This is a genomic window from Pseudomonas sp. LH21, assembly GCF_036549575.1.
Classification (GTDB): domain Bacteria; phylum Pseudomonadota; class Gammaproteobacteria; order Pseudomonadales; family Pseudomonadaceae; genus Aquipseudomonas; species Aquipseudomonas peradeniyensis.
The window spans coordinates 5,343,233-5,361,565 of the sequence record NZ_CP144367.1 but is presented as its reverse complement, the minus strand read 5'-3'; the positions used below and the strand labels follow the sequence as shown (position 1 = coordinate 5,361,565).

The following is an 18,333-nucleotide window of genomic DNA, read 5'->3' as shown; positions in this document are numbered from 1 at the left end:
ATGCAGCTGTCGCTAGTGGGCTGTGGAGTTAATCTTTTGATCGCCAAAGCAAAGCCAAGCCAAGCCAAGCCAAAGCCAGAGCCAGCAAGCGTCAAAGGGCGTCGTGGCGAGCCAGCGCCCACTCCACGTGCTCGCGCACCAGCTCCGAAGGATCATCCCGTCGCGCGTTGAGCGCCTCCAACACGGGAATGGTCGAAGGGGCATTCCCCAGCCCCACCGCCAGGTTACGCAAAAACCGTTCATACCCCGCCCGCCGCAAGGGCGAACCCTCGGTGCAGCCGAGAAAACGCTTTTCATCCCACAGGAACAGCTCGGCCAGCTCGATATTGTCCAGCCCCCGGCGGGGCATGAAGTCGTCTTCGGTGGTGGTCTTGGCGAAACGGTTCCAAGGACAGACGATCTGGCAATCGTCGCAACCGAACACCCGGTTACCGATCAGTGGCCGCAGTTCCAGTGGAATGGCACCGCGCAATTCGATGGTCAGGTACGAAATGCAACGCCGCGCATCGAGCTGGTAAGGCCCGACGAATGCCTGGGTCGGGCAGATGTCCAGGCACGCCTGGCAGCGCCCGCAATGATCGCTGCCCTGCACGCCGTCAATCGGCAGCGGCAGGTCGACGAACAGCTCGGCCAGGAAGAAATAGCTGCCGGCCTTGCGGTTGAGCAGCAAGGTGTTCTTGCCGATCCAGCCCAGGCCGGCCTCCTGCGCCAGAGCCTTCTCCAGCACCGGGGCGCTGTCGACGAAGGCACGGTAGCCAAAGGGGCCGATGGCCTCCTGGATGCGGTCGGCGAAGTGCTGCACGCGCTTGCGCACCAGCTTGTGGTAATCGCGGCCCAGGGCGTAGCGCGAGATGTAGGCTTTTTCCGGCTCCGCCAGGCGCTTGGCCATCTGCGTGTCGCCGGGCAGGTAGTCCATGCGCAACGAAATCACCCGCAGCGTGCCGGGGATCAGCTCGGCCGGGCGCGAGCGCTTGTGGCCATGGTCGCCCATGTACTCCATCTCGCCGTTGTAGCCGGCCGCCAGCCAGCGCTGCAGGTGTTGTTCGTGCTCGCCAAGGTCGACGCCGGCGATGCCGACATGGGCAAAACCGAGTTCGCGGCCCCAATCCTTGATCGATTGGGCCAGTGAGACGATGTCTGGGAGGTTGGCGGACATGGATGAACAAGCATTACAAGCGGAGGTGCGTATAATTCTGCCAGACATCGGAGCCTTTGACCCCATGCCTCAGACCAAACACCCCCCATTGCTGCTGAGCAGCCTGACCTTGGCCGGGCTGCCACCCCGCGCCGCCGACGCCCACAAGGGCGATTTCGGCCATGTGCTGGTGATCGGCGGTGACCTGGGCACCGGCGGCGCAGTCATGCTCAGCAGCGAGGCGGCGCTGCGTTGCGGCGCCGGCCTGGTCAGCGTGGCGACCCGTGACGAGCACGTCGCCGCCGGGCTGGCCCGCCTGCCGGAGGTGATGTGGCAGGGCGTGAGCTCGGCCAACCAGTTGCTCGGCCCGCTCGCACGGGCCACGGTGCTGGTGGTCGGCCCCGGCTTGGGCCAGGCAGCCTGGGGCCGCAGCCTGCTGTCGGCGGTGACCCCTGCGCATCTGCCGCAGGTGTGGGACGCCGATGCCCTCAACCTGCTGGCCGCTGCGCCACTGGCGTTGCCCAGTGGCAGCATCCTCACCCCGCACCCGGGCGAGGCGGCGCGGCTGCTGGGCATCTCCACCGAGGCGGTGCAGGCCGACCGACCGGGGGCCGCGCGCAAGCTGGCGCGGCGCTATGCCAGCGTCTGCGTGCTCAAGGGCGCGGGCACGCTGGTGGCCGACCCGGCCGGGCAGCTGGCGCAGTGCGGGCGAGGGCATCCGGCCATGGCCGGTGCCGGGCTGGGCGATGTGCTCAGCGGCGTGCTGGCGGCGTTGCTGGCCCAGGGGCTGGACGCCTGGCAGGCTGCGTGCCTGGGCGTATGGCTGCATGCCTGCGCGGGCGAGCGCCTGGGTATCAAAGGTAGAGGGCTGGCGGCCAGCGATCTGGTCCCGGTTATTAGAGCGTTATTGGAGGAGCATTCAGCGTGTCAGGTGTAACCCTGTTTCTGGCCGACGAGCCAGCCACCGTCGCCTTTGGCGCCAAGCTGGCCGAAGTGACCCAAGGTCATGGCGTGATCTTTCTCGAAGGCGACCTGGGCGCCGGCAAGACCACGCTGTCCCGTGGCCTGATCCGTGGCCTGGGCCACGACGGCCCGGTGAAAAGTCCGACCTTCACCGTGGTCGAACCCTACGAAATCGGCGACATTCGCGCCTACCATTTCGACCTCTATCGCCTGGTCGATCCGGAGGAACTGGAGTTCATGGGCATTCGCGACTATTTCGAGGGCGATGCGCTGTGCCTGTTCGAATGGCCCGACAAAGGTGCGGGCGTTTTGCCAAAGCCTGACCTGACCATTACCATAAGCCCGCAAGCGGGCGGACGTTCGCTGAACCTGTCGCCGCAGGGGGCACGCGGCGAAGCCTGGTGTGCCGTTCTGGCCAAAGAATTCAAACAGTAAGTGGGGAAAGGTATGCGCATACGCGCACTGGTCGCTGTCGTTGGGCTGCTGCTGACCGCGGTGACCGTTGACGCTCTGGCCGTCACTCAAGTCAAGAGCATGCGCCTGTGGCGCGCTCCGGACAACACGCGGCTGGTCTTCGACCTGTCCGGGCCTGTGCAGCACAGCGTCTTCACCCTGACCGCACCCGATCGCCTGGTGATCGACATCAACGGCGCCACCCTGGGCGCGCCGCTGAACGTCTCCACCTCGAACACGCCGATCACCAGCGTGCGCTCGGCCCAGCGCACGCCCACCGACCTGCGCGTGGTGGTCGACCTGAAGAAGGCCGTCTCGCCCAAAAGCTTCGTCCTGGCGCCGAACGCCCAGTACGGCAACCGCCTGGTAGTCGACCTGTACGACCAGGAAGCCGACGCCGTTGCCGCCAGCAACCCGACCCCGCCACCGACGCCGCAGCCACCGGCCACCACGCCGGCGGTGCCGGTCACCCCGGCGCAGCCGGCGATCAAGCTGCCGCCAGCCCCGGCCGGCAAGCGTGACATCGTGGTCGCCATCGACGCCGGCCACGGCGGCGAAGACCCGGGCGCGTCCGGGTCGCGCGGCCAGCACGAGAAAGACATCGTGCTGGATATCGCCAAGGAGCTGCAGCGCCAGATCAACTCCGAGAAGGGCTACCGCGCCGAGCTGACCCGTACCGGCGACTACTTCATCCCGCTGCGCAAGCGCACCGAGATCGCCCGCAAGAAGGGTGCCGACCTGTTCGTCTCGATCCACGCCGACGCCGCGCCGTCGAAGGCCGCCTTTGGCGCCTCGGTGTTCGCCTTGTCCGACCGTGGCGCCACCTCCGAGACCGCTCGCTGGCTGGCCGATACGGAAAACCGCTCCGACCTGATCGGCGGTGCCGGCAACGTCAGCCTCGACGACAAGGACCGCATGCTGGCCGGCGTGCTGCTCGACCTGTCGATGACCGCCACCCTCAGCTCCAGCCTCAACGTCGGTCAGAAGGTGCTGGGCAACATGGGCCGGGTCACGCCGTTGCACAAGCAGCGTGTGGAACAGGCCGGGTTCATGGTGCTGAAGTCGCCGGACATTCCGTCGATCCTGGTCGAGACCGGGTTCATCTCCAATGCCAACGAGGCCGCCAAGCTGGCGACCCGCAGCCACCAGCAGGCGCTGGCGCGTTCGATCCACACCGGCGTGCGCCAGTTCTTCCAGCAGAACCCGCCACCGGGCACCTACATCGCCTGGCTGCGCGACAGCGGCAAGATCGCCCAGGGGCCGCGTGAGCACACCGTGCGCCCCGGCGAGACACTGGCGATGATCGCGGTGCGCTACCAGGTCAGCGTTGCCAGCCTGCGCAGCAGCAACAGCCTGAAGACCGACGAGCTCAAGGTCGGCCAGCACCTGGACATCCCCACCACCGCCCTGGCGTCCCAGCAATGAGTGGCGGTTCGCGCATCCAGCTGCTCAGCCCGCGGCTGGCCAACCAGATCGCCGCCGGCGAGGTGGTCGAGCGCCCCGCGTCGGTGGCCAAGGAGCTGCTGGAAAACAGCCTCGACTCCGGTGCCCGGCGCATCGAGGTCGAGGTCGAGCAGGGCGGCGTGAAGCTGCTGCGGGTGCGCGACAACGGCAGCGGCATCGCCCCGGACGACCTGCCGCTGGCCCTGGCGCGTCACGCCACCAGCAAGATCCGCGAGCTGGAAGACCTCGAAGGCGTGCTCAGCCTCGGTTTTCGCGGCGAGGCCCTGGCCTCGATCAGCTCGGTGGCACGCCTGACCCTGACCTCGCGCACCGCCGACGCCAGCGAAGCCTGGCAGGTGGAAACCGAAGGGCGCGAGATGACGCCGCGGGTGCAGCCCGCCGCGCATCCGGTCGGCACCTCGGTCGAAGTGCGCGACCTGTTCTTCAACACCCCGGCCCGGCGCAAGTTCCTCAAAGCCGAGAAGACCGAATTCGATCACCTGCAGGAAGTGATCCGGCGCCTGGCGCTGGCGCGTTTCGACGTCGGCTTCCACCTGCGCCACAACGGCAAGACCATCTTCAGCCTGCACGAAGCAGCCGACGAGATGGCCCGGGCGCGGCGTGTGGGCACCATCTGTGGTCCGGGCTTCCTCGAACAGGCGCTGCCCATCGATGTCGAGCGCAACGGCCTGCGGCTGTGGGGTTGGGTCGGCCTGCCGACCTTCTCGCGCAGCCAGGCCGACCTGCAGTACTTCTTCGTCAATGGCCGCGCCGTGCGCGACAAGCTGGTCGCCCACGCGGTTCGCCAGGCCTATCGCGACGTGCTGTTCAATGGCCGCCACCCGACCTTCGTGCTGTTCCTGGAGTGCGACCCGACCGGGGTGGATGTCAACGTGCACCCGACCAAGCACGAAGTGCGCTTCCGCGAAGGGCGCACGGTCCACGACTTCCTTTATGGCACCCTGCACCGCGCCCTGGCCGACGTGCGCCCGGAAGACCAGCTCGCAGCACCTGCCACGACCAGCGAGATGCTTCGCCCGAGTGGCCTGCAGGCTGGCGAGTTCGGCCCGCAGGGCGAAATGCGCCTGGCCTCGCCGATGCTCGAGCAGCCCCAGGGCGAGGCGCGGCCGGCCTTTTCCTCCGGTGGTTCTGGAGCCGGGTATCAGTACCAGTACACTCCGCGCCCCGCGCAGCCGGTCAACGTCGGCGAGGCCCAGGCGGTCTACCGCGAGTTCTACGCGCCGCTGGACAACGCCGCCGCTACGCCGAGCACGCTGCCGGAAAGCCAGGGCGACATCCCGCCGCTGGGCTACGCCCTGGCGCAGCTCAAGGGTATCTATATCCTCGCCGAGAACGCCGTCGGCCTGGTGCTGGTGGACATGCACGCCGCCCATGAGCGGATCATGTACGAGCGCCTGAAGGTGGCCATGGCCAGCGAAGGCCTGAGCGGCCAGCCACTGCTGGTGCCCGAATCGCTGGCGCTGAGCCAGCGCGAGGCCGATTGCGCCGAGGAGCACGCCCAGTGGTTCCAGCGCCTGGGCTTCGAACTGCAGCGCCTGGGTCCGGAAACCCTGGCGATCCGCCAGATCCCGGCGCTGCTCAAGCAGGCCGAGGCCAACCGTCTGGTTCAGGACGTGCTAGCTGACCTCATGGAATACGGCACCAGCGACCGCATCCAGGCGCACCTGAACGAACTGCTCGGGACCATGGCCTGCCACGGTGCGGTGCGCGCCAACCGGCGCCTGGCCATCCCGGAGATGAACGCGCTGCTGCGCGACATGGAAAACACCGAGCGTAGCGGCCAGTGCAACCATGGCCGGCCGACCTGGACCCAGATGGGCCTGGACGACCTGGACAAGCTGTTCCTGCGGGGCCGATGAGATGAGTGCGAAACCCCCGGCAATATTCCTCATGGGGCCGACGGCGGCCGGCAAGACCGATCTTGCCATCGAGTTGACCAAGGTGCTGCCCTGCGAGCTGATCAGCGTCGACTCGGCGCTGGTCTATCGCGGCATGGACATCGGCACCGCGAAGCCCTCCAAAGAGGTGCTGGCGGCCCATCCGCACCGTTTGATCGATATCCTCGATCCCGCCGAAAGCTACTCGGCCAAGCGGTTCTGCACCGATGCTCTCGAGGCCATGGCCGAAATCACCGCGCGCGGCAAGATCCCGCTGCTGGTCGGCGGCACCATGCTTTATTACAAGGCCCTGATCGAGGGCCTGGCCGACATGCCGGCGGCGGACCCTGCGGTGCGCGCCGAACTCGAGGCCCAGGCCGCCACCCTGGGCCTGGCCGAGCTGCACCGACAGCTGGCCGAGGTGGACCCGGAATCGGCGGCGCGCATCCATCCGAATGATCCGCAGCGGCTTATCCGTGCGCTCGAAGTGTATCGGGTCAGCGGCCAGACCATGACCGCCCACCGTCAGCGTCAATTCGCGGAAAGTAGCGCTGCAGACGCAGGCGCGGGCGGGCATTTGCCCTATACTGTCGCGAGTTTGGCGATTGCTCCTACAGATCGTCACATTTTGCATCAGCGAATTGCGTTACGATTTTCGCAGATGCTGGAACAGGGCTTCGTCGACGAGGTCCGAACGCTGCGGGCCAGAAGTGACTTGCACGCGGAACTGCCGTCTATACGGGCAGTGGGCTATCGACAGGTCTGGGATTATCTCGACGGTCAGCTGACTGAGAATGAGATGCGAGAACGCGGTATCATTGCCACTCGCCAGCTGGCCAAGCGGCAGTTCACCTGGTTGCGCGGCTGGGAAGGCGTGCACTGGCTGGATAGCCTGGCCTGCGACAATCTGTCCCGCACCTTGAAATACCTGGGGACCGTCTCCATATTGAGCTGAGTCCCTGCCAAATGCCGTCTATTCTTGCGGACGGGCGGCATAATTTATCGATTTTCTTGATTTTCTACTATTGATCCTTACAGGAGTGCGGCATATGTCAAAAGGGCATTCGCTACAAGACCCTTACTTGAACACCTTGAGAAAAGAAAAAGTCCCGGTTTCGATCTATCTGGTCAACGGGATCAAGCTGCAGGGCCAGATCGAATCCTTCGACCAGTTCGTTGTGCTGCTGAAGAACACCGTCAGCCAGATGGTCTATAAGCACGCCATTTCGACTGTCGTACCTGCCCGCCCGGTTCGCCTGCCAAGCCCGTCCGATGCCGATCACGGCGACAGCGAGCAAGGCAACGCTTGAAAAAAGTAGGAGCCTGCATTGTTCTTTGAGCGCCACGGTGGTGGTGAGCGAGCGCTGCTCGTTCACTTGGAAGGTCAGAACCCTGAGGCGCGCGAAGACCCGCAGGAGTTTCAGGAGCTGGCGCTGTCGGCCGGCGCCGATATCGTCTCGCTGGTAACAGTGGCGCGGCATCAGCCCACCGCCAAGTTTCTGATCGGCAGCGGCAAGGTCGAGGAATTGCGCGACCTGGTCCAATCGGCCGAAGCCGACCTGGTGATTTTCAATCACACCCTCACGCCCAGCCAGGAACGCAACCTCGAACGTGTCTTCGAGTGTCGCGTGCTGGACCGTACCGGGCTGATTCTCGATATCTTCGCCCAACGGGCGCGTACTCACGAAGGCAAGCTGCAGGTCGAACTGGCCCAGCTCGAGCACATGAGCACGCGGCTGGTGCGCGGCTGGACCCACCTTGAGCGGCAGAAAGGTGGTATCGGCCTGCGCGGCCCGGGTGAGACCCAGCTGGAAACCGACCGCCGTCTGCTGCGGGTGCGCCTGCGTCAGATCAAGGCACGCCTGGAGAAGGTGCGCAGCCAGCGCGAGCAGGCTCGTCGCGGGCGCAAGCGCGCGGACATCCCGTCGGTGTCGCTGGTGGGCTACACCAACGCCGGCAAGTCGACCCTGTTCAACGCCCTGACGCAATCCGAGGTGTACGCCGCGGACCAGTTGTTCGCCACCCTCGACCCGACCTTGCGCCGGCTCGAGCTGGCCGACCTGGGGCCGATCGTGCTGGCCGACACCGTGGGTTTCATTCGCCACCTGCCGCACAAGCTGGTCGAGGCATTTCGGGCTACGCTCGAAGAGTCGAGCAACTCCGACCTGCTGCTGCACGTGATCGACGCCCATGAGCCCGAGCGCATGGAGCAGATCGAGCAGGTGCTGGCGGTGCTGGGCGAGATCGGCGCCGAGAGCTTGCCGATCCTCGAGGTCTATAACAAACTCGACCTGCTCGAAGATGTCGAGCCGCAGATCCAGCGCGATGCCGATGGCAAGCCGCAGCGGGTCTGGGTATCGGCACGCGATGGTCGAGGCCTGGAGCTGGTTGGCCAGGCGATTGCCGAGTTGCTGGGGGACGATCTGTATGTCGGAACCCTGTGCCTGGAGCAACGGTTTGCCCGCCTGCGCGCGCAATTCTTTGCCCTGGGTGCCGTGCAGAGTGAAGAGCATGATGAAGAAGGGCGCAGCCTGCTGAGCGTGCGACTGCCCAGGGTCGAGTTGAATCGCCTGGTCAGCCGCGAAGGCATGGAGCCGCAAGTGTTTGTCGAGCAACACACTTTGCAATAAATGCCCGTCGAGGTCGTCGGGCAGCGGTGACAGGCATTCTGTAGCATTGGACGGCGCGCCGTGGGCGCGTCTTTGCTTTATCAGATGGAGAGCGCTATGGCTTGGAACGAGCCGGGTGGCAACTCGAACAATCAGGATCCCTGGGGCGGTCGCCGTAACGGCGGCGGCGGTGGTGGCGACAAGAAAGGTCCACCGGATCTGGACGAGGCCTTCCGCAAGCTGCAGGACAGCCTGAACGGCATGTTCGGCAGTGGCAAGAAACGCGGTGGCAGTGGCGACCGCAATATCGGCAAGGGTGGCGGCTATGGGCTGCTGGGCATCGGCCTGGCGGTGCTGGCTGCCATCTGGCTGTATAACGCCGTGTACGTGGTGGACGAGCAGGAGCAGGCCGTGGTGCTGCGCTTCGGCAAGTACTACGAAACCGTCGGTCCCGGCCTGAACATCTACTTCCCGCCGATCGATCGCAAGTACATGGAAAACGTGACCCGCGAGCGGGCCTACACCAAGCAGGGCCAGATGCTCACCGAAGACGAGAACATCGTCGAGGTGCCGCTGACCGTGCAGTACCGCATCAGCAACCTGCAGGACTTCGTGCTCAACGTCGACCAGCCGGAAGTCAGCCTGCAGCATGCCACCGACAGCGCCCTGCGCCACGTGGTGGGTTCCACCTCGATGGACCAGGTGCTGACCGAAGGCCGCGAGCAGATGGCCGTGGACATCCGCGAGCGTCTGCAACGATTCCTCGACACCTACCGCACGGGTATCACCGTCACCCAGGTCAACGTGCAGAGCGCGGCAGCCCCGCGTGAAGTGCAGGAAGCCTTCGACGACGTGATCCGCGCCCGTGAAGACGAGCAGCGTGCGCGCAACCAGGCCGAGTCCTACGCCAACGGCGTGGTGCCCGAGGCGCGTGGCCAGGCGCAGCGCATCATCGAGGATGCCAATGGCTACCGCGATGAAGTCATCGCCCGCGCCAAGGGTGAGGCCGACCGCTTCAGCAAGATGGTCGTCGAGTACCGCAAGGCACCGGAAGTCACTCGCCAGCGTCTGTACATCGACACCATGCAGGAGGTGTACAGCAACTCCAGCAAGGTCATGGTGGCCACCAAGGACGGGCAGAACAACCTGCTCTACCTGCCACTGGACAAGATGGTCGAAGGCAGCCGCAACAGCGCGTCGGCACCGGTCAGCAGCGTTTCGCCGTCGGTCAACGACGCCGCCGCGCGCGCCGCGCAGGACCTGCAACAACAACCGCCGCTGCGTTCCAGGGAGAGCCGCTGATGAGCAATAAATCGCTGTTCGCCCTGATTGGTGCCGTGGTCGTGGCGATCGCCGCCTGGAACTGCTTCTACATCGTCTCGCAGACCGAGCGCGCGGTATTGCTGCAGTTCGGTCGCGTGGTCAAGGCCGATGTCCAGCCGGGCCTGCACGTGAAGGTGCCGTACGTGAACCAGGTGCGCAAGTTCGACGCCCGCCTGATGACCCTCGACGCCCCGACCCAGCGTTTCCTGACGCTGGAGAAGAAAGCGGTGATGGTCGATGCCTATGCCAAGTGGCGGGTCAAGGACGCCGAGCGCTTCTACACCGCGACCTCGGGCATGAAGCAGATCGCCGACGAGCGCCTGTCGCGTCGTCTGGAAAGCGGCCTGCGTGACCAGTTCGGTAAACGCACCCTGCACGAAGTGGTGTCCGGTGAGCGTGACGCGTTGATGGCCGATATCACCGCCTCGCTGAACCGCATGGCCAGCAAGGAGCTGGGTATCGAAGTGGTCGACGTTCGCGTCAAGGCCATCGACCTGCCGAAGGAAGTCAACCGCAGCGTGTTCGACCGCATGAGCACCGAGCGTGAGCGTGAGGCCCGCGAGCACCGCGCCAAGGGTAACGAGCTGGCCGAAGGTATTCGTGCCGACGCCGACCGTCAGCGCCGCGTGCTGCTGGCCGAGGCGTATCGCGAAGCGGAAGAGACCCGCGGTGATGGTGACGCCCAGGCGGCTGCCATCTATGCCAAGGCCTACAGCCAGGACGCCGATTTCTACGCGTTCTACCGTAGCCTGCAGGCCTACCGCGAGAGCTTCTCGAGCAAGAGCGACGTACTGGTCCTGGATCCGAAGAACGAGTTCTTCCGTTACCTGGACAAGAGCAAGCCCTGAGGTTGCTCTCATGACGGGGCGCCCCGTCTGGCAGCTAAAATGCCAGGCGGGGTGCATCCTGAATGAAAAGGGGTGTATGATGCGGCAGCCGGGAAATTCCCGGCTTTTTTGCGTCTGCAAGGTTGATCGGCCCATGGCTTGTTGACGGTTTGGTCAGGACGCAAGGCAATTCGAGGGTATTGGGTACGGTGGTTGCGCTGGGATCAGTGCTGCCCGCTATTGTGCGCCAATGCCTGCTTCACTCACGGCTCGCCTGCGGGCAGGCCGCCCGGACCAGAGGGGAAATGGCGTAATGGCAACGGTAGACCGCTGGCTGCTGCCAGATGGCATCGAGGAAGTACTGCCACCTGAGGCGGCGCGCATCGAGATCGCGCGGCGTCAGGTGTTGGACCTGTTCCAGAGTTGGGGTTACGAACTGGTCGTCACGCCGCATATCGAGTACCTGGAGTCGCTGCTCACCGGCGCCGGCCAGGACCTGGACCAGCGCACCTTCAAGGTCGTCGACCCGCAGTCCGGCCGCCTGATGGGCTTCCGTGCCGACTTCACCCCGCAGGTGGCGCGCATCGACGCCCACACCCTGCGCCGTGAGGGCCCGAGCCGCCTGTGCTACGCCGGCAGCGTGCTGCACGCGCAGCCGCGTGCCCTGTCCACCTCGCGCAGCCCGATCCAGCTGGGCGCCGAGTTGTATGGCGACGCCAGCCCCACCAGCGATGTCGAGGTCATCAGCCTGATGCTCGCCACGCTGCAGCTGACCGATGTGCCGGATGTGCACATGGACCTCGGCCATGTCGGTATCTACCGCGGCCTGGCCCGTGCCGCCAACCTGTCCGGCGACGTGGAGCAGCAGCTGTTCGACGCCCTGCAGCGCAAGGCGGTCGACGAAGTGCAGGCGCTCACCGCCGATCTGCCGAAGGACCTGGGCAACATGCTGCGGGCCTTGGTCGAGCTGTGCGGCGGCCGTGAAGTGCTGGCCGAGGCCCGCGTGCGCCTGGGCCGTGCCCCGGCCAGCGTGCTGGCGGCGCTGGACGACCTGCTGGCGATCGCCGATCGCCTGGCATCGCGTTACCCGGATCTGCCGTTGTACTTCGACCTCGGCGAGCTGCGCGGCTACAACTATCACACCGGCGTGGTGTTCGCGGTGTTCGTGCCGGGCGAAGGTCAGTCGATCGCCCAGGGCGGTCGCTACGACGACATCGGCGCCGATTTTGGCCGGGCACGTCCGGCCACCGGATTCTCCACGGATTTGAAGACCCTGGTCACACTGGGGCGAGCGGAGGTCGTATTGCCTGCTGGCGGCATCTGGATGCCCGACAGCAGCGATGCGGCCCTCTGGCAGCAAGTCTGCCAGTTGCGCAACGAAGGCCAGCGTGTGGTCCAGGCCCTGCCTGGCCAGCCGTTGAGTGCTGCCTTCGAAGCGGATTGTGATCGGCAATTGATTCAGCAAGACGGGCGCTGGCAGGTTCTGCCGCTGACCCATTGAGATTCTTCGCCGGCAGTGGGCCGGCAACCAAGTTGCGTGAATGAGGACAAGTGTTATGGGTAAGAATGTCGTCGTCCTGGGCACCCAGTGGGGTGATGAGGGCAAAGGCAAGATCGTCGATCTGCTGACCGAACATGCTGCCGCCGTAGTGCGCTACCAAGGTGGCCACAACGCGGGCCACACCCTGGTGATCAACGGTGAGAAGACCGTTCTGCACCTGATTCCCTCGGGTATCCTGCGTGACGGCGTGCAGTGCCTGATCGGCAACGGCGTGGTCGTTGCTCCCGACGCCCTGATGCGTGAAATCACCAAGCTGGAAGAGAAGGGCGTGCCAGTGCGCGAGCGCCTGCGCATCAGCCCGGCCGCCCCGCTGATCCTGTCGTACCACGTGGCCCTCGACCAGGCCCGTGAGAAGGCCCGTGGCGAGGCCAAGATCGGCACTACCGGCCGTGGCATCGGCCCGGCCTACGAAGACAAGGTGGCCCGTCGCGGCCTGCGCGTCGGTGACCTGTTCCACCGCGAGCGTTTCGCCGCCAAGCTCGGTGAGCTGCTGGACTACCACAACTTCCAGCTGGTGAACTACTACAAAGAGCCGGCCATCGACTTCCAGCAGACCCTGGACGAGTGCATGGCCTACGCCGAGCAGCTCAAGCCGATGATGCTCGACGTCACCGCGGAGCTGCACAACCTGCGCCGCGCCGGCAAGGACATCATGTTCGAAGGGGCCCAGGGCTCGCTGCTGGACATCGACCACGGTACCTACCCGTACGTCACCAGCTCCAACACCACCGCTGGCGGCATCTCCACCGGTTCCGGCGTTGGCCCGATGTACCTGGACTACATCCTGGGCATCACCAAGGCCTACACCACTCGCGTCGGTTCCGGTCCGTTCCCGACCGAACTGTTCGACGAGACCGGCGCCACCCTGGCCAAGCGTGGCCACGAGTTCGGCTCGACCACCGGCCGTGCCCGTCGTTGCGGCTGGTTCGACGCCGTCATCCTGCGTCGCGCCATCGACGTCAACAGCATCTCGGGCATCTGCCTGACCAAGCTGGACGTGCTGGACGGCCTGGAAACCATCAACATCTGCGTGGGCTACAAGAACGAGAACGGTGCCGTCATCGACGCGCCGTCCGATGCCGACAGCTACATCGGCCTGGAGCCGGTGTACGAAGAGATGCCGGGCTGGAGCGAGTCGACCCTGGGCGTGAAAACCCTGGAAGAGCTGCCGCAAGCCGCGCGCAACTACATCAAGCGCATCGAGGAGCTGGTCGGCGCGCCGATCGACATCATCTCGACTGGCCCGGACCGCAACGAGACCATCGTGCTGCGTCATCCGTTCGCCTGATCTGCCGCCTCGGTAGTTGATCGAACGCCGCGCCCCCGCAAGGGAGCGCGGCGTTTTTTTTCGCCCGGTGCCTGTGGCGGCGATGGGGTCGGTGCGGGTGAGCGCAGGCCGTCAGACGAAGCAGAGCGACAGCGGTTCGGCGATGTAGGCGGGTTTTTCTTCGCCGTCGATCTCGAGGGTGACGGTGGCCTTGAGCAGCCATTGCCCTGGTTTCTTCTCGGTGGCGGCGGTCAGGTCGACCTTCAGTCGTACCTGGCTGTCGACCTTCACCGGCTGGATGAAACGCACGCTGTCCAGGCCGTAGTTGACCACCATCTTCAGCCCTTCGGGCAGCACGAGGATGTCTTCCATCAGCTTGGGGATCAGCGACAGGGTGAGGAAGCCATGGGCGATGGTGGTGCCGAACGGCGTCTTCTTTGCCTTTTCGGGATCGACGTGGATGAATTGGAAGTCGCCGGTGGCCTCGGCGAACAGGTTGATGCGTTGCTGATCGATCTTCAGCCAGGCGGAACGTCCCAGTTCCTTGCCAACGTACTGCGAAAGCTCTGTAACGGGTACATAGGGCATCGCGACATCTCCAGATTGTCATTTGGTACGAGTGTGCAAGATCAGCACGGCGAACCGTTTCAGTCAAGTTGCCCGCTTTTCGCCGAATATCGCCTTATAGGCAGATGCTTAGCGTGCTTATAATGGTCGCCATGCTCTGAGGGAGGTCCATATGCTGTTGCGTGGTTTGACCTGGCTGGTGCTGTTCCAGTTGCTGGGGACGGCGATCAACCACCTGATCCTGCCCATCCTGCCCGGGCCGATCATCGGCCTGTTGCTGCTGATGGCCTTCCTGATGATCCGTGGCGAGGTCGGCGAGCCGCTCAACGAGGCCGCCGGCAGCCTGTTGCGCTACCTGCCGCTGCTGCTGGTGCCGCCGGCGGTGGGGGTGATGGTCTATGCCAGGGACATCGCCGCCGACTTCTGGGCCATCGTCGGGGCCTTGCTGATCTCCTGCCTGCTGACCCTGGTGTTCGTCGGCGTGCTGATGGAGAAACTCATCCACCGTCAGGGCAAGCGCGAGGAGCAGCCATGATCCTCGACTGGCACGGCGCGCTCGAGGCGGTCATCCACCATCCGTTGTTCGGCATCGGCATCACCCTGGCCGCCTACCAGTTGGTGCTGGCGGGCTACGAGAAGACCCGCTGGATCTTCCTGCAACCGGTGCTGGTGTCGATGCTGGTGGTGATCGGCATCCTCCTGGCCTGCGGCATCGACTACGCCGAATACCGCAAGAGCACCGAGATCATGAACATCCTTCTGGGGCCGGCCACCGTGGCCCTGGCGGTGCCGCTCTACCTCAACCTGCGGCGTATTCGACAGCTGTTCTGGCCGACATTAACTACGCTGGTAGTCGGAGGCCTGTTCGCCACCGTGGCGTGCCTGGTGCTGGGGTGGTGGTTCGGCGCCGAAAGGATGATCCTGATGACCATGGCGCCGAAGTCGGTCACTTCGCCGATCGCCATGCTGGTGGCCGAGCAGATCGGCGGGGTGGCGGCCCTGGCCGCGGTGTTCGTGCTGATCACCGGGGTGATCGGCGCGATCTTCGGCCCGGCGCTGTTGAGCCGCTGCGGCGTGAAAAGTCCCGAGGCACGGGGCATGGCGCTGGGGGTGACCGCCCACGCGGTGGGCACTTCGGTGGCCTTGCAGGAAAGTGATGAATGCGGCGCCTTTGCCGCGCTGGCGATGAGCCTGATGGGAGTGGCCACGGCGGTGTTCCTGCCGTTGGCGGTCAGCCTGGTGGCTTGAGGAGTCGAGATGACGTTACCGCTGTTTCCCCTCAATACCGTGCTGTTCCCCGGTTGCCTGCTCGACCTGCAGATCTTCGAGGCGCGCTACCTTGACATGATCGGCCGCTGCATGAAGCAGGGCGCCGGTTTCGGCGTGGTGTGCATCCTCGAAGGCGAGCAGGTGGGCAAGGCGCCGCCTGTGGTGGCCTCGGTCGGCTGCGAGGCGCTGATCCGCGACTTCGTGCAGCAGGACAACGGCCTGCTGGGCATTCGTGTCGAGGGCGTGCGGCGGTTTCGCGTCGAGCGGACCGAGGTGCAGAAGGACCAGCTGATGCTTGCCGAGGTGCAATGGCTGCCGGACCTGGCGGACAGCCCGCTGGTGGAGCAGGACGACGACCTCCTGGCACTGCTGCTGGCGTTGGGCGAGCACCCGATGGTCGAGGCACTGGACATGCCGCGCGACGTGGACGGGCGCCAGTCGCTGGGCAACCAGCTGGCCTACCTGCTGCCGTTCATGGAAGAGGACAAGCTCGACCTGCTGGCCATCGATTCGCCACAGCTCAGGCTGGAGGCGATCCAGGCGTTGCTCGAGCGGATCCAGGGCGAGTTGTTCGCCTGATCAGGCTCGGTCCTCCAGCGGCCCATGCGATCCCTGTAGGAGCGGCCTTGTACCGCGAAAGGGGCGCAACGCGGCCCCGGCGATTTTTGCTTTAGCTCTGAAGTCCCGGGGCCGCTTCGCAGCCCTTTCGCGGCACAAGGCCGCTCCTACAGGGATTTGCGACGGCATCAGTATTGGTAACGCAACAACGCCTTTGGCAGCGCATGCAGGGCAAAGAACGCCAGCAACGCGACGCACGCCGGCAGCACCAGCCACCACACCCGCTGCGGCAGCGCCACCAGTGGCTGGCGATGCTGCACCAGGGTCAGGCTTGCCGCGCACACGCAGCACGCCAGCAATGCCCCGGCGAGGATGTCGGTCGGCCAGTGCGCCCCGAGGTACACCCGCGACAAGGCGATCGCCAGCGCCGGCAGGCAGCCCAGCATGACCCAGGTCAGGCGCATGCGCGGCGGCTGGCCGCGTCCGGCCAGCACTGCCAGCACCAGGAAGAAGGCGAACGACGCCGAGCTGTGGCCGCTGGGCATGCTGTAGCTGGTCAGCGGATCGACCAGTACTTCGGGGCGGGCGCGGGCGAACAGCCATTTCAAGGTACCGTTGGCTACCGCGGTGCCGATCAGCGTCGCGCCGGCGAACAAGGCATGGCGCCATTGCCGGGCCAGCAGTAGCAGGCCGGTGAGCAGGCCTCCCAGGAAGAACTGGGTGCGGAAGTCGCCCAGGCGGGTGACCAGCACCACGGCGCCGTCAATCACCTGGCTGCGGTGCTCCTGGACCAGGGTCATCACGCCCTGGTCGAACTCGCTCAGGTACGGCCAGCCGATGAACAGCGCGGCCACGGCCAGGCCGCTGAGGGCGGCGATCAGCCGGGTGCCATGGCGCTGGTCGCGGATGCTGGTACTCAGGCTCAGGCCGATCAACACCGCCAGGGTGCCGATGACGATCCCTGCGTCCAGCCAGAACCCTTCGGGCAGTGGCAGGCGCATGGCCGCGCCGGTGGCCCAGCCCGGCAACAGGTAGGCCACCGACCAGCCGGCGCCGGCCACCAGGCTCACGGCGATGAAGCGCGGCAGCGGCATGTCGAACATGCCGGCGACCATCGGCAGCATCGGCCGCAGCGGGCCGATGAAGCGGCCGACCAGCAGGCTGGCGATGCCGTAGCGCTGGAAGTACGCTTCGGCGCTGCCGATCCACTCCGGGTGGCTGCGCAGCAGCGGCAGGCGCCGGATGTTCTGGTGGAAGTACTTGCCGATGGCGTAGGAGATCGCATCGCCCAGCAGGCCGCCGAGGAAGCCCAGCAGCAGGGTTTCGCCGAGGCTGAATGCACCGCTGCCGGCCAGCACGGCGACGGCGAACAGCAGCACGGTGCCGGGCACGATGATGCCGGCGATGGCCAGGCATTCAACACAGGCCACGATGAAGATGGCCAGGCCCAGCCACTGCGGGTTGGCGCCAAGCCAGGCGGTCAGGCTGTCGAGCCATTGGCCCATGGTTCAGTTTCCTTGTTCGAGCATGAAGAAGTCTTTCCCTTCGACCTGGCCACGTCGCAGCGGGTTTCGGGTGCAGAAGCGCGCGTAGTCGGCATCGACGAAGCGGTAGGGCAGGTGTTCGTCGCGGCCGTGGGGGATGCCCAGGCGGGTGGTCTGGATCACCCGTGGCACCGGGATGCCGCAGTCCTCGACGTACAGGCGTTCGGGGTCGAAGCGCCGGGCGTCCCAGTGCGGCACCTTCAGGCCCATGGCCCGGCACAGCAGGGTCTGGCCGTTGCACAGGCGCTCGGGTGGACGCAGGTTGCCGCTGGCATCGGGGTTGTTCAGCTGCATCCGGGCCAGGCTGTTGACGTCGGAGATGGCGTCGGTCCAGGGGTAGGCGGACTTGATCAGCACCGCGTTGCCCGGGCCCTGGGCGCTGAAGTTCAGCGAGTCGCCGCCACGGGCGTAGTACATGTAGATGTGCCCGCCGTCGAGGAAAAGCGCCTTGCGCTTCTCGGTGAAGCCGAGGGAGGCGTGGCTGCCCTTGTCGGTCAGGTAGTAGGCCTCGGTCTCGATGATCCGCGCTGCCAGCCAGAGATCGCCCTGGCGATGGCGGATGACCTTGCCCAGCAGTTCGCGGGCAAGGGTCTGGGCGTCGCGGTCGAAGAAGCTGTCGGGCAAGGCCCGGGCCGGGCAGGGGGCTGGGACGGACATACGCGCGGTTCGTGGCTGTGGAGGCGGCGATGATAGCAATGAATGGCTTAATCGAGGCTGAATCGCCAGGTCGGTGATTGGCCCTTTCGCGGGTAAACCCGCTCCCACAGGTTATGCGCAGAGCCTGTGGGAGCGGGTTTACCCGCGAAAGGGCCGGATCAGGCGCAGGAAATGCTGATACGGGTCGTTACATCTTTCCAACACATTCCCCCCACCATTTTCGACCATCCGCCACCCGCCGCTGGGCGTACCCGAGCGC

The 18,333-nt window shown here is 65.6% G+C and carries 18 protein-coding genes; 14 read left to right on the top strand and 4 right to left on the bottom strand.

Annotation, left to right across the window (positions count from 1 at the left end; genetic code table 11):
• Nucleotides 1–91 precede the first annotated feature (91 nt).
• Nucleotides 92–1,156, bottom strand: a complete 1,065-nt coding sequence (gene queG / locus VUG52_RS24460; RefSeq protein ID WP_050707082.1) for a tRNA epoxyqueuosine(34) reductase QueG — start codon at nucleotides 1,154–1,156, stop codon at nucleotides 92–94.
• 64 nt (nucleotides 1,157–1,220) lie between these two features.
• Between queG and VUG52_RS24455 the strand changes: the two genes are divergently transcribed.
• The 11 genes from VUG52_RS24455 to VUG52_RS24405 all read left to right on the top strand — a co-directional run bounded on the left by VUG52_RS24455 (nucleotide 1,221) and on the right by VUG52_RS24405 (nucleotide 13,500).
• Nucleotides 1,221–2,072, top strand: coding sequence for an NAD(P)H-hydrate dehydratase (locus tag VUG52_RS24455; protein WP_050707081.1), 852 nt, complete (start codon nucleotides 1,221–1,223; stop codon nucleotides 2,070–2,072).
• An 8-nt stretch (nucleotides 2,073–2,080) separates the two neighbouring features.
• Nucleotides 2,081–2,533 carry a tRNA (adenosine(37)-N6)-threonylcarbamoyltransferase complex ATPase subunit type 1 TsaE gene (gene tsaE / locus VUG52_RS24450; RefSeq protein WP_371263161.1) on the top strand — a complete coding sequence of 151 codons (453 nt, stop codon included), beginning with the start codon at nucleotides 2,081–2,083 and terminating at the stop codon, nucleotides 2,531–2,533.
• On the top strand, nucleotides 2,534–3,976 hold the full coding sequence (locus VUG52_RS24445) for an N-acetylmuramoyl-L-alanine amidase (protein WP_371263160.1): 1,443 nt from the start codon (nucleotides 2,534–2,536) through the stop codon (nucleotides 3,974–3,976).
• The gene (gene mutL, locus VUG52_RS24440; protein ID WP_050707078.1) at nucleotides 3,973–5,874 is read left to right on the top strand and encodes a DNA mismatch repair endonuclease MutL; all 1,902 of its coding nucleotides are present in this window, start codon (nucleotides 3,973–3,975) and stop codon (nucleotides 5,872–5,874) included. The genes VUG52_RS24445 and mutL overlap by 4 nt, the downstream gene beginning before the upstream one ends.
• A gap of 1 nt (nucleotide 5,875) precedes the next feature.
• Entirely contained in the window at nucleotides 5,876–6,847 is a 972-nt protein-coding gene (gene miaA / locus VUG52_RS24435) for a tRNA (adenosine(37)-N6)-dimethylallyltransferase MiaA (protein WP_050707077.1), read from the top strand.
• Between the two features lie 94 nt (nucleotides 6,848–6,941).
• Nucleotides 6,942–7,202, top strand: a complete 261-nt coding sequence (hfq, locus tag VUG52_RS24430; RefSeq protein WP_028688261.1) for an RNA chaperone Hfq — start codon at nucleotides 6,942–6,944, stop codon at nucleotides 7,200–7,202.
• A gap of 18 nt (nucleotides 7,203–7,220) precedes the next feature.
• Nucleotides 7,221–8,522 carry a ribosome rescue GTPase HflX gene (hflX, locus tag VUG52_RS24425; protein WP_050707076.1) on the top strand — a complete coding sequence of 434 codons (1,302 nt, stop codon included), beginning with the start codon at nucleotides 7,221–7,223 and terminating at the stop codon, nucleotides 8,520–8,522.
• Nucleotides 8,523–8,618: 96 nt separating this feature from the next.
• Nucleotides 8,619–9,803, top strand: a complete 1,185-nt coding sequence (gene hflK, locus VUG52_RS24420; protein ID WP_050707075.1) for an FtsH protease activity modulator HflK — start codon at nucleotides 8,619–8,621, stop codon at nucleotides 9,801–9,803.
• Nucleotides 9,803–10,672, top strand: a complete 870-nt coding sequence (gene hflC / locus VUG52_RS24415; RefSeq protein WP_050707074.1) for a protease modulator HflC — start codon at nucleotides 9,803–9,805, stop codon at nucleotides 10,670–10,672. Before hflK ends, hflC begins: the two co-directional genes overlap by 1 nt.
• A gap of 292 nt (nucleotides 10,673–10,964) precedes the next feature.
• On the top strand, nucleotides 10,965–12,152 hold the full coding sequence (locus VUG52_RS24410; protein ID WP_050707073.1) for an ATP phosphoribosyltransferase regulatory subunit: 1,188 nt from the start codon (nucleotides 10,965–10,967) through the stop codon (nucleotides 12,150–12,152).
• Nucleotides 12,153–12,207: 55 nt separating this feature from the next.
• A complete protein-coding gene (locus VUG52_RS24405) occupies nucleotides 12,208–13,500 on the top strand; it encodes an adenylosuccinate synthase (RefSeq protein ID WP_050707072.1) in 1,293 nt (430 codons plus the stop codon).
• Between the two features lie 111 nt (nucleotides 13,501–13,611).
• Here the strand turns inward: VUG52_RS24405 and VUG52_RS24400 are convergent, their stop codons facing one another.
• Nucleotides 13,612–14,067 carry a MaoC family dehydratase gene (locus tag VUG52_RS24400; protein ID WP_050707071.1) on the bottom strand — a complete coding sequence of 152 codons (456 nt, stop codon included), beginning with the start codon at nucleotides 14,065–14,067 and terminating at the stop codon, nucleotides 13,612–13,614.
• Between the two features lie 151 nt (nucleotides 14,068–14,218).
• Between VUG52_RS24400 and VUG52_RS24395 the strand changes: the two genes are divergently transcribed.
• From VUG52_RS24395 to VUG52_RS24385, 3 genes are read left to right on the top strand one after another with little or no spacing between them, the layout of a single operon-like run.
• The gene (locus tag VUG52_RS24395) at nucleotides 14,219–14,581 is read left to right on the top strand and encodes a CidA/LrgA family protein (RefSeq protein WP_050707070.1); all 363 of its coding nucleotides are present in this window, start codon (nucleotides 14,219–14,221) and stop codon (nucleotides 14,579–14,581) included.
• Nucleotides 14,578–15,294, top strand: a complete 717-nt coding sequence (locus VUG52_RS24390) for an LrgB family protein (RefSeq protein WP_050707069.1) — start codon at nucleotides 14,578–14,580, stop codon at nucleotides 15,292–15,294. Before VUG52_RS24395 ends, VUG52_RS24390 begins: the two co-directional genes overlap by 4 nt.
• A gap of 9 nt (nucleotides 15,295–15,303) precedes the next feature.
• Nucleotides 15,304–15,894: an LON peptidase substrate-binding domain-containing protein gene (locus VUG52_RS24385; protein ID WP_050707068.1), complete on the top strand. Its 591-nt coding sequence runs from the start codon at nucleotides 15,304–15,306 to the stop codon at nucleotides 15,892–15,894.
• A gap of 167 nt (nucleotides 15,895–16,061) precedes the next feature.
• On the opposite strand, the gene VUG52_RS24380 is transcribed toward VUG52_RS24385, so the two are convergent.
• On the bottom strand, nucleotides 16,062–17,378 hold the full coding sequence (locus VUG52_RS24380) for a bifunctional DedA family/phosphatase PAP2 family protein (protein WP_050707067.1): 1,317 nt from the start codon (nucleotides 17,376–17,378) through the stop codon (nucleotides 16,062–16,064).
• Between the two features lie 3 nt (nucleotides 17,379–17,381).
• On the bottom strand, nucleotides 17,382–18,074 hold the full coding sequence (locus VUG52_RS24375) for a DNA-3-methyladenine glycosylase (protein WP_050707066.1): 693 nt from the start codon (nucleotides 18,072–18,074) through the stop codon (nucleotides 17,382–17,384).
• Nucleotides 18,075–18,333: the final 259 nt, after the last annotated feature.

Coding starts and splice junctions, on each gene's coding strand:
- VUG52_RS24405 (WP_050707072.1), top strand. CDS start 12,208: ATGGGTAAGAATGTCGTCGTCCTGGGCACCCAGTGGGGTGATGAGGGC.
- miaA (WP_050707077.1), top strand. CDS start 5,876: ATGAGTGCGAAACCCCCGGCAATATTCCTCATGGGGCCGACGGCGGCC.
- VUG52_RS24375 (WP_050707066.1), bottom strand. CDS start 18,074: ATGTCCGTCCCAGCCCCCTGCCCGGCCCGGGCCTTGCCCGACAGCTTC.
- hflC (WP_050707074.1), top strand. CDS start 9,803: ATGAGCAATAAATCGCTGTTCGCCCTGATTGGTGCCGTGGTCGTGGCG.
- VUG52_RS24400 (WP_050707071.1), bottom strand. CDS start 14,067: ATGCCCTATGTACCCGTTACAGAGCTTTCGCAGTACGTTGGCAAGGAA.
- VUG52_RS24455 (WP_050707081.1), top strand. CDS start 1,221: ATGCCTCAGACCAAACACCCCCCATTGCTGCTGAGCAGCCTGACCTTG.
- VUG52_RS24410 (WP_050707073.1), top strand. CDS start 10,965: ATGGCAACGGTAGACCGCTGGCTGCTGCCAGATGGCATCGAGGAAGTA.
- VUG52_RS24385 (WP_050707068.1), top strand. CDS start 15,304: ATGACGTTACCGCTGTTTCCCCTCAATACCGTGCTGTTCCCCGGTTGC.
- hfq (WP_028688261.1), top strand. CDS start 6,942: ATGTCAAAAGGGCATTCGCTACAAGACCCTTACTTGAACACCTTGAGA.
- VUG52_RS24380 (WP_050707067.1), bottom strand. CDS start 17,378: ATGGGCCAATGGCTCGACAGCCTGACCGCCTGGCTTGGCGCCAACCCG.
- mutL (WP_050707078.1), top strand. CDS start 3,973: ATGAGTGGCGGTTCGCGCATCCAGCTGCTCAGCCCGCGGCTGGCCAAC.
- VUG52_RS24395 (WP_050707070.1), top strand. CDS start 14,219: ATGCTGTTGCGTGGTTTGACCTGGCTGGTGCTGTTCCAGTTGCTGGGG.
- hflK (WP_050707075.1), top strand. CDS start 8,619: ATGGCTTGGAACGAGCCGGGTGGCAACTCGAACAATCAGGATCCCTGG.
- VUG52_RS24390 (WP_050707069.1), top strand. CDS start 14,578: ATGATCCTCGACTGGCACGGCGCGCTCGAGGCGGTCATCCACCATCCG.
- queG (WP_050707082.1), bottom strand. CDS start 1,156: ATGTCCGCCAACCTCCCAGACATCGTCTCACTGGCCCAATCGATCAAG.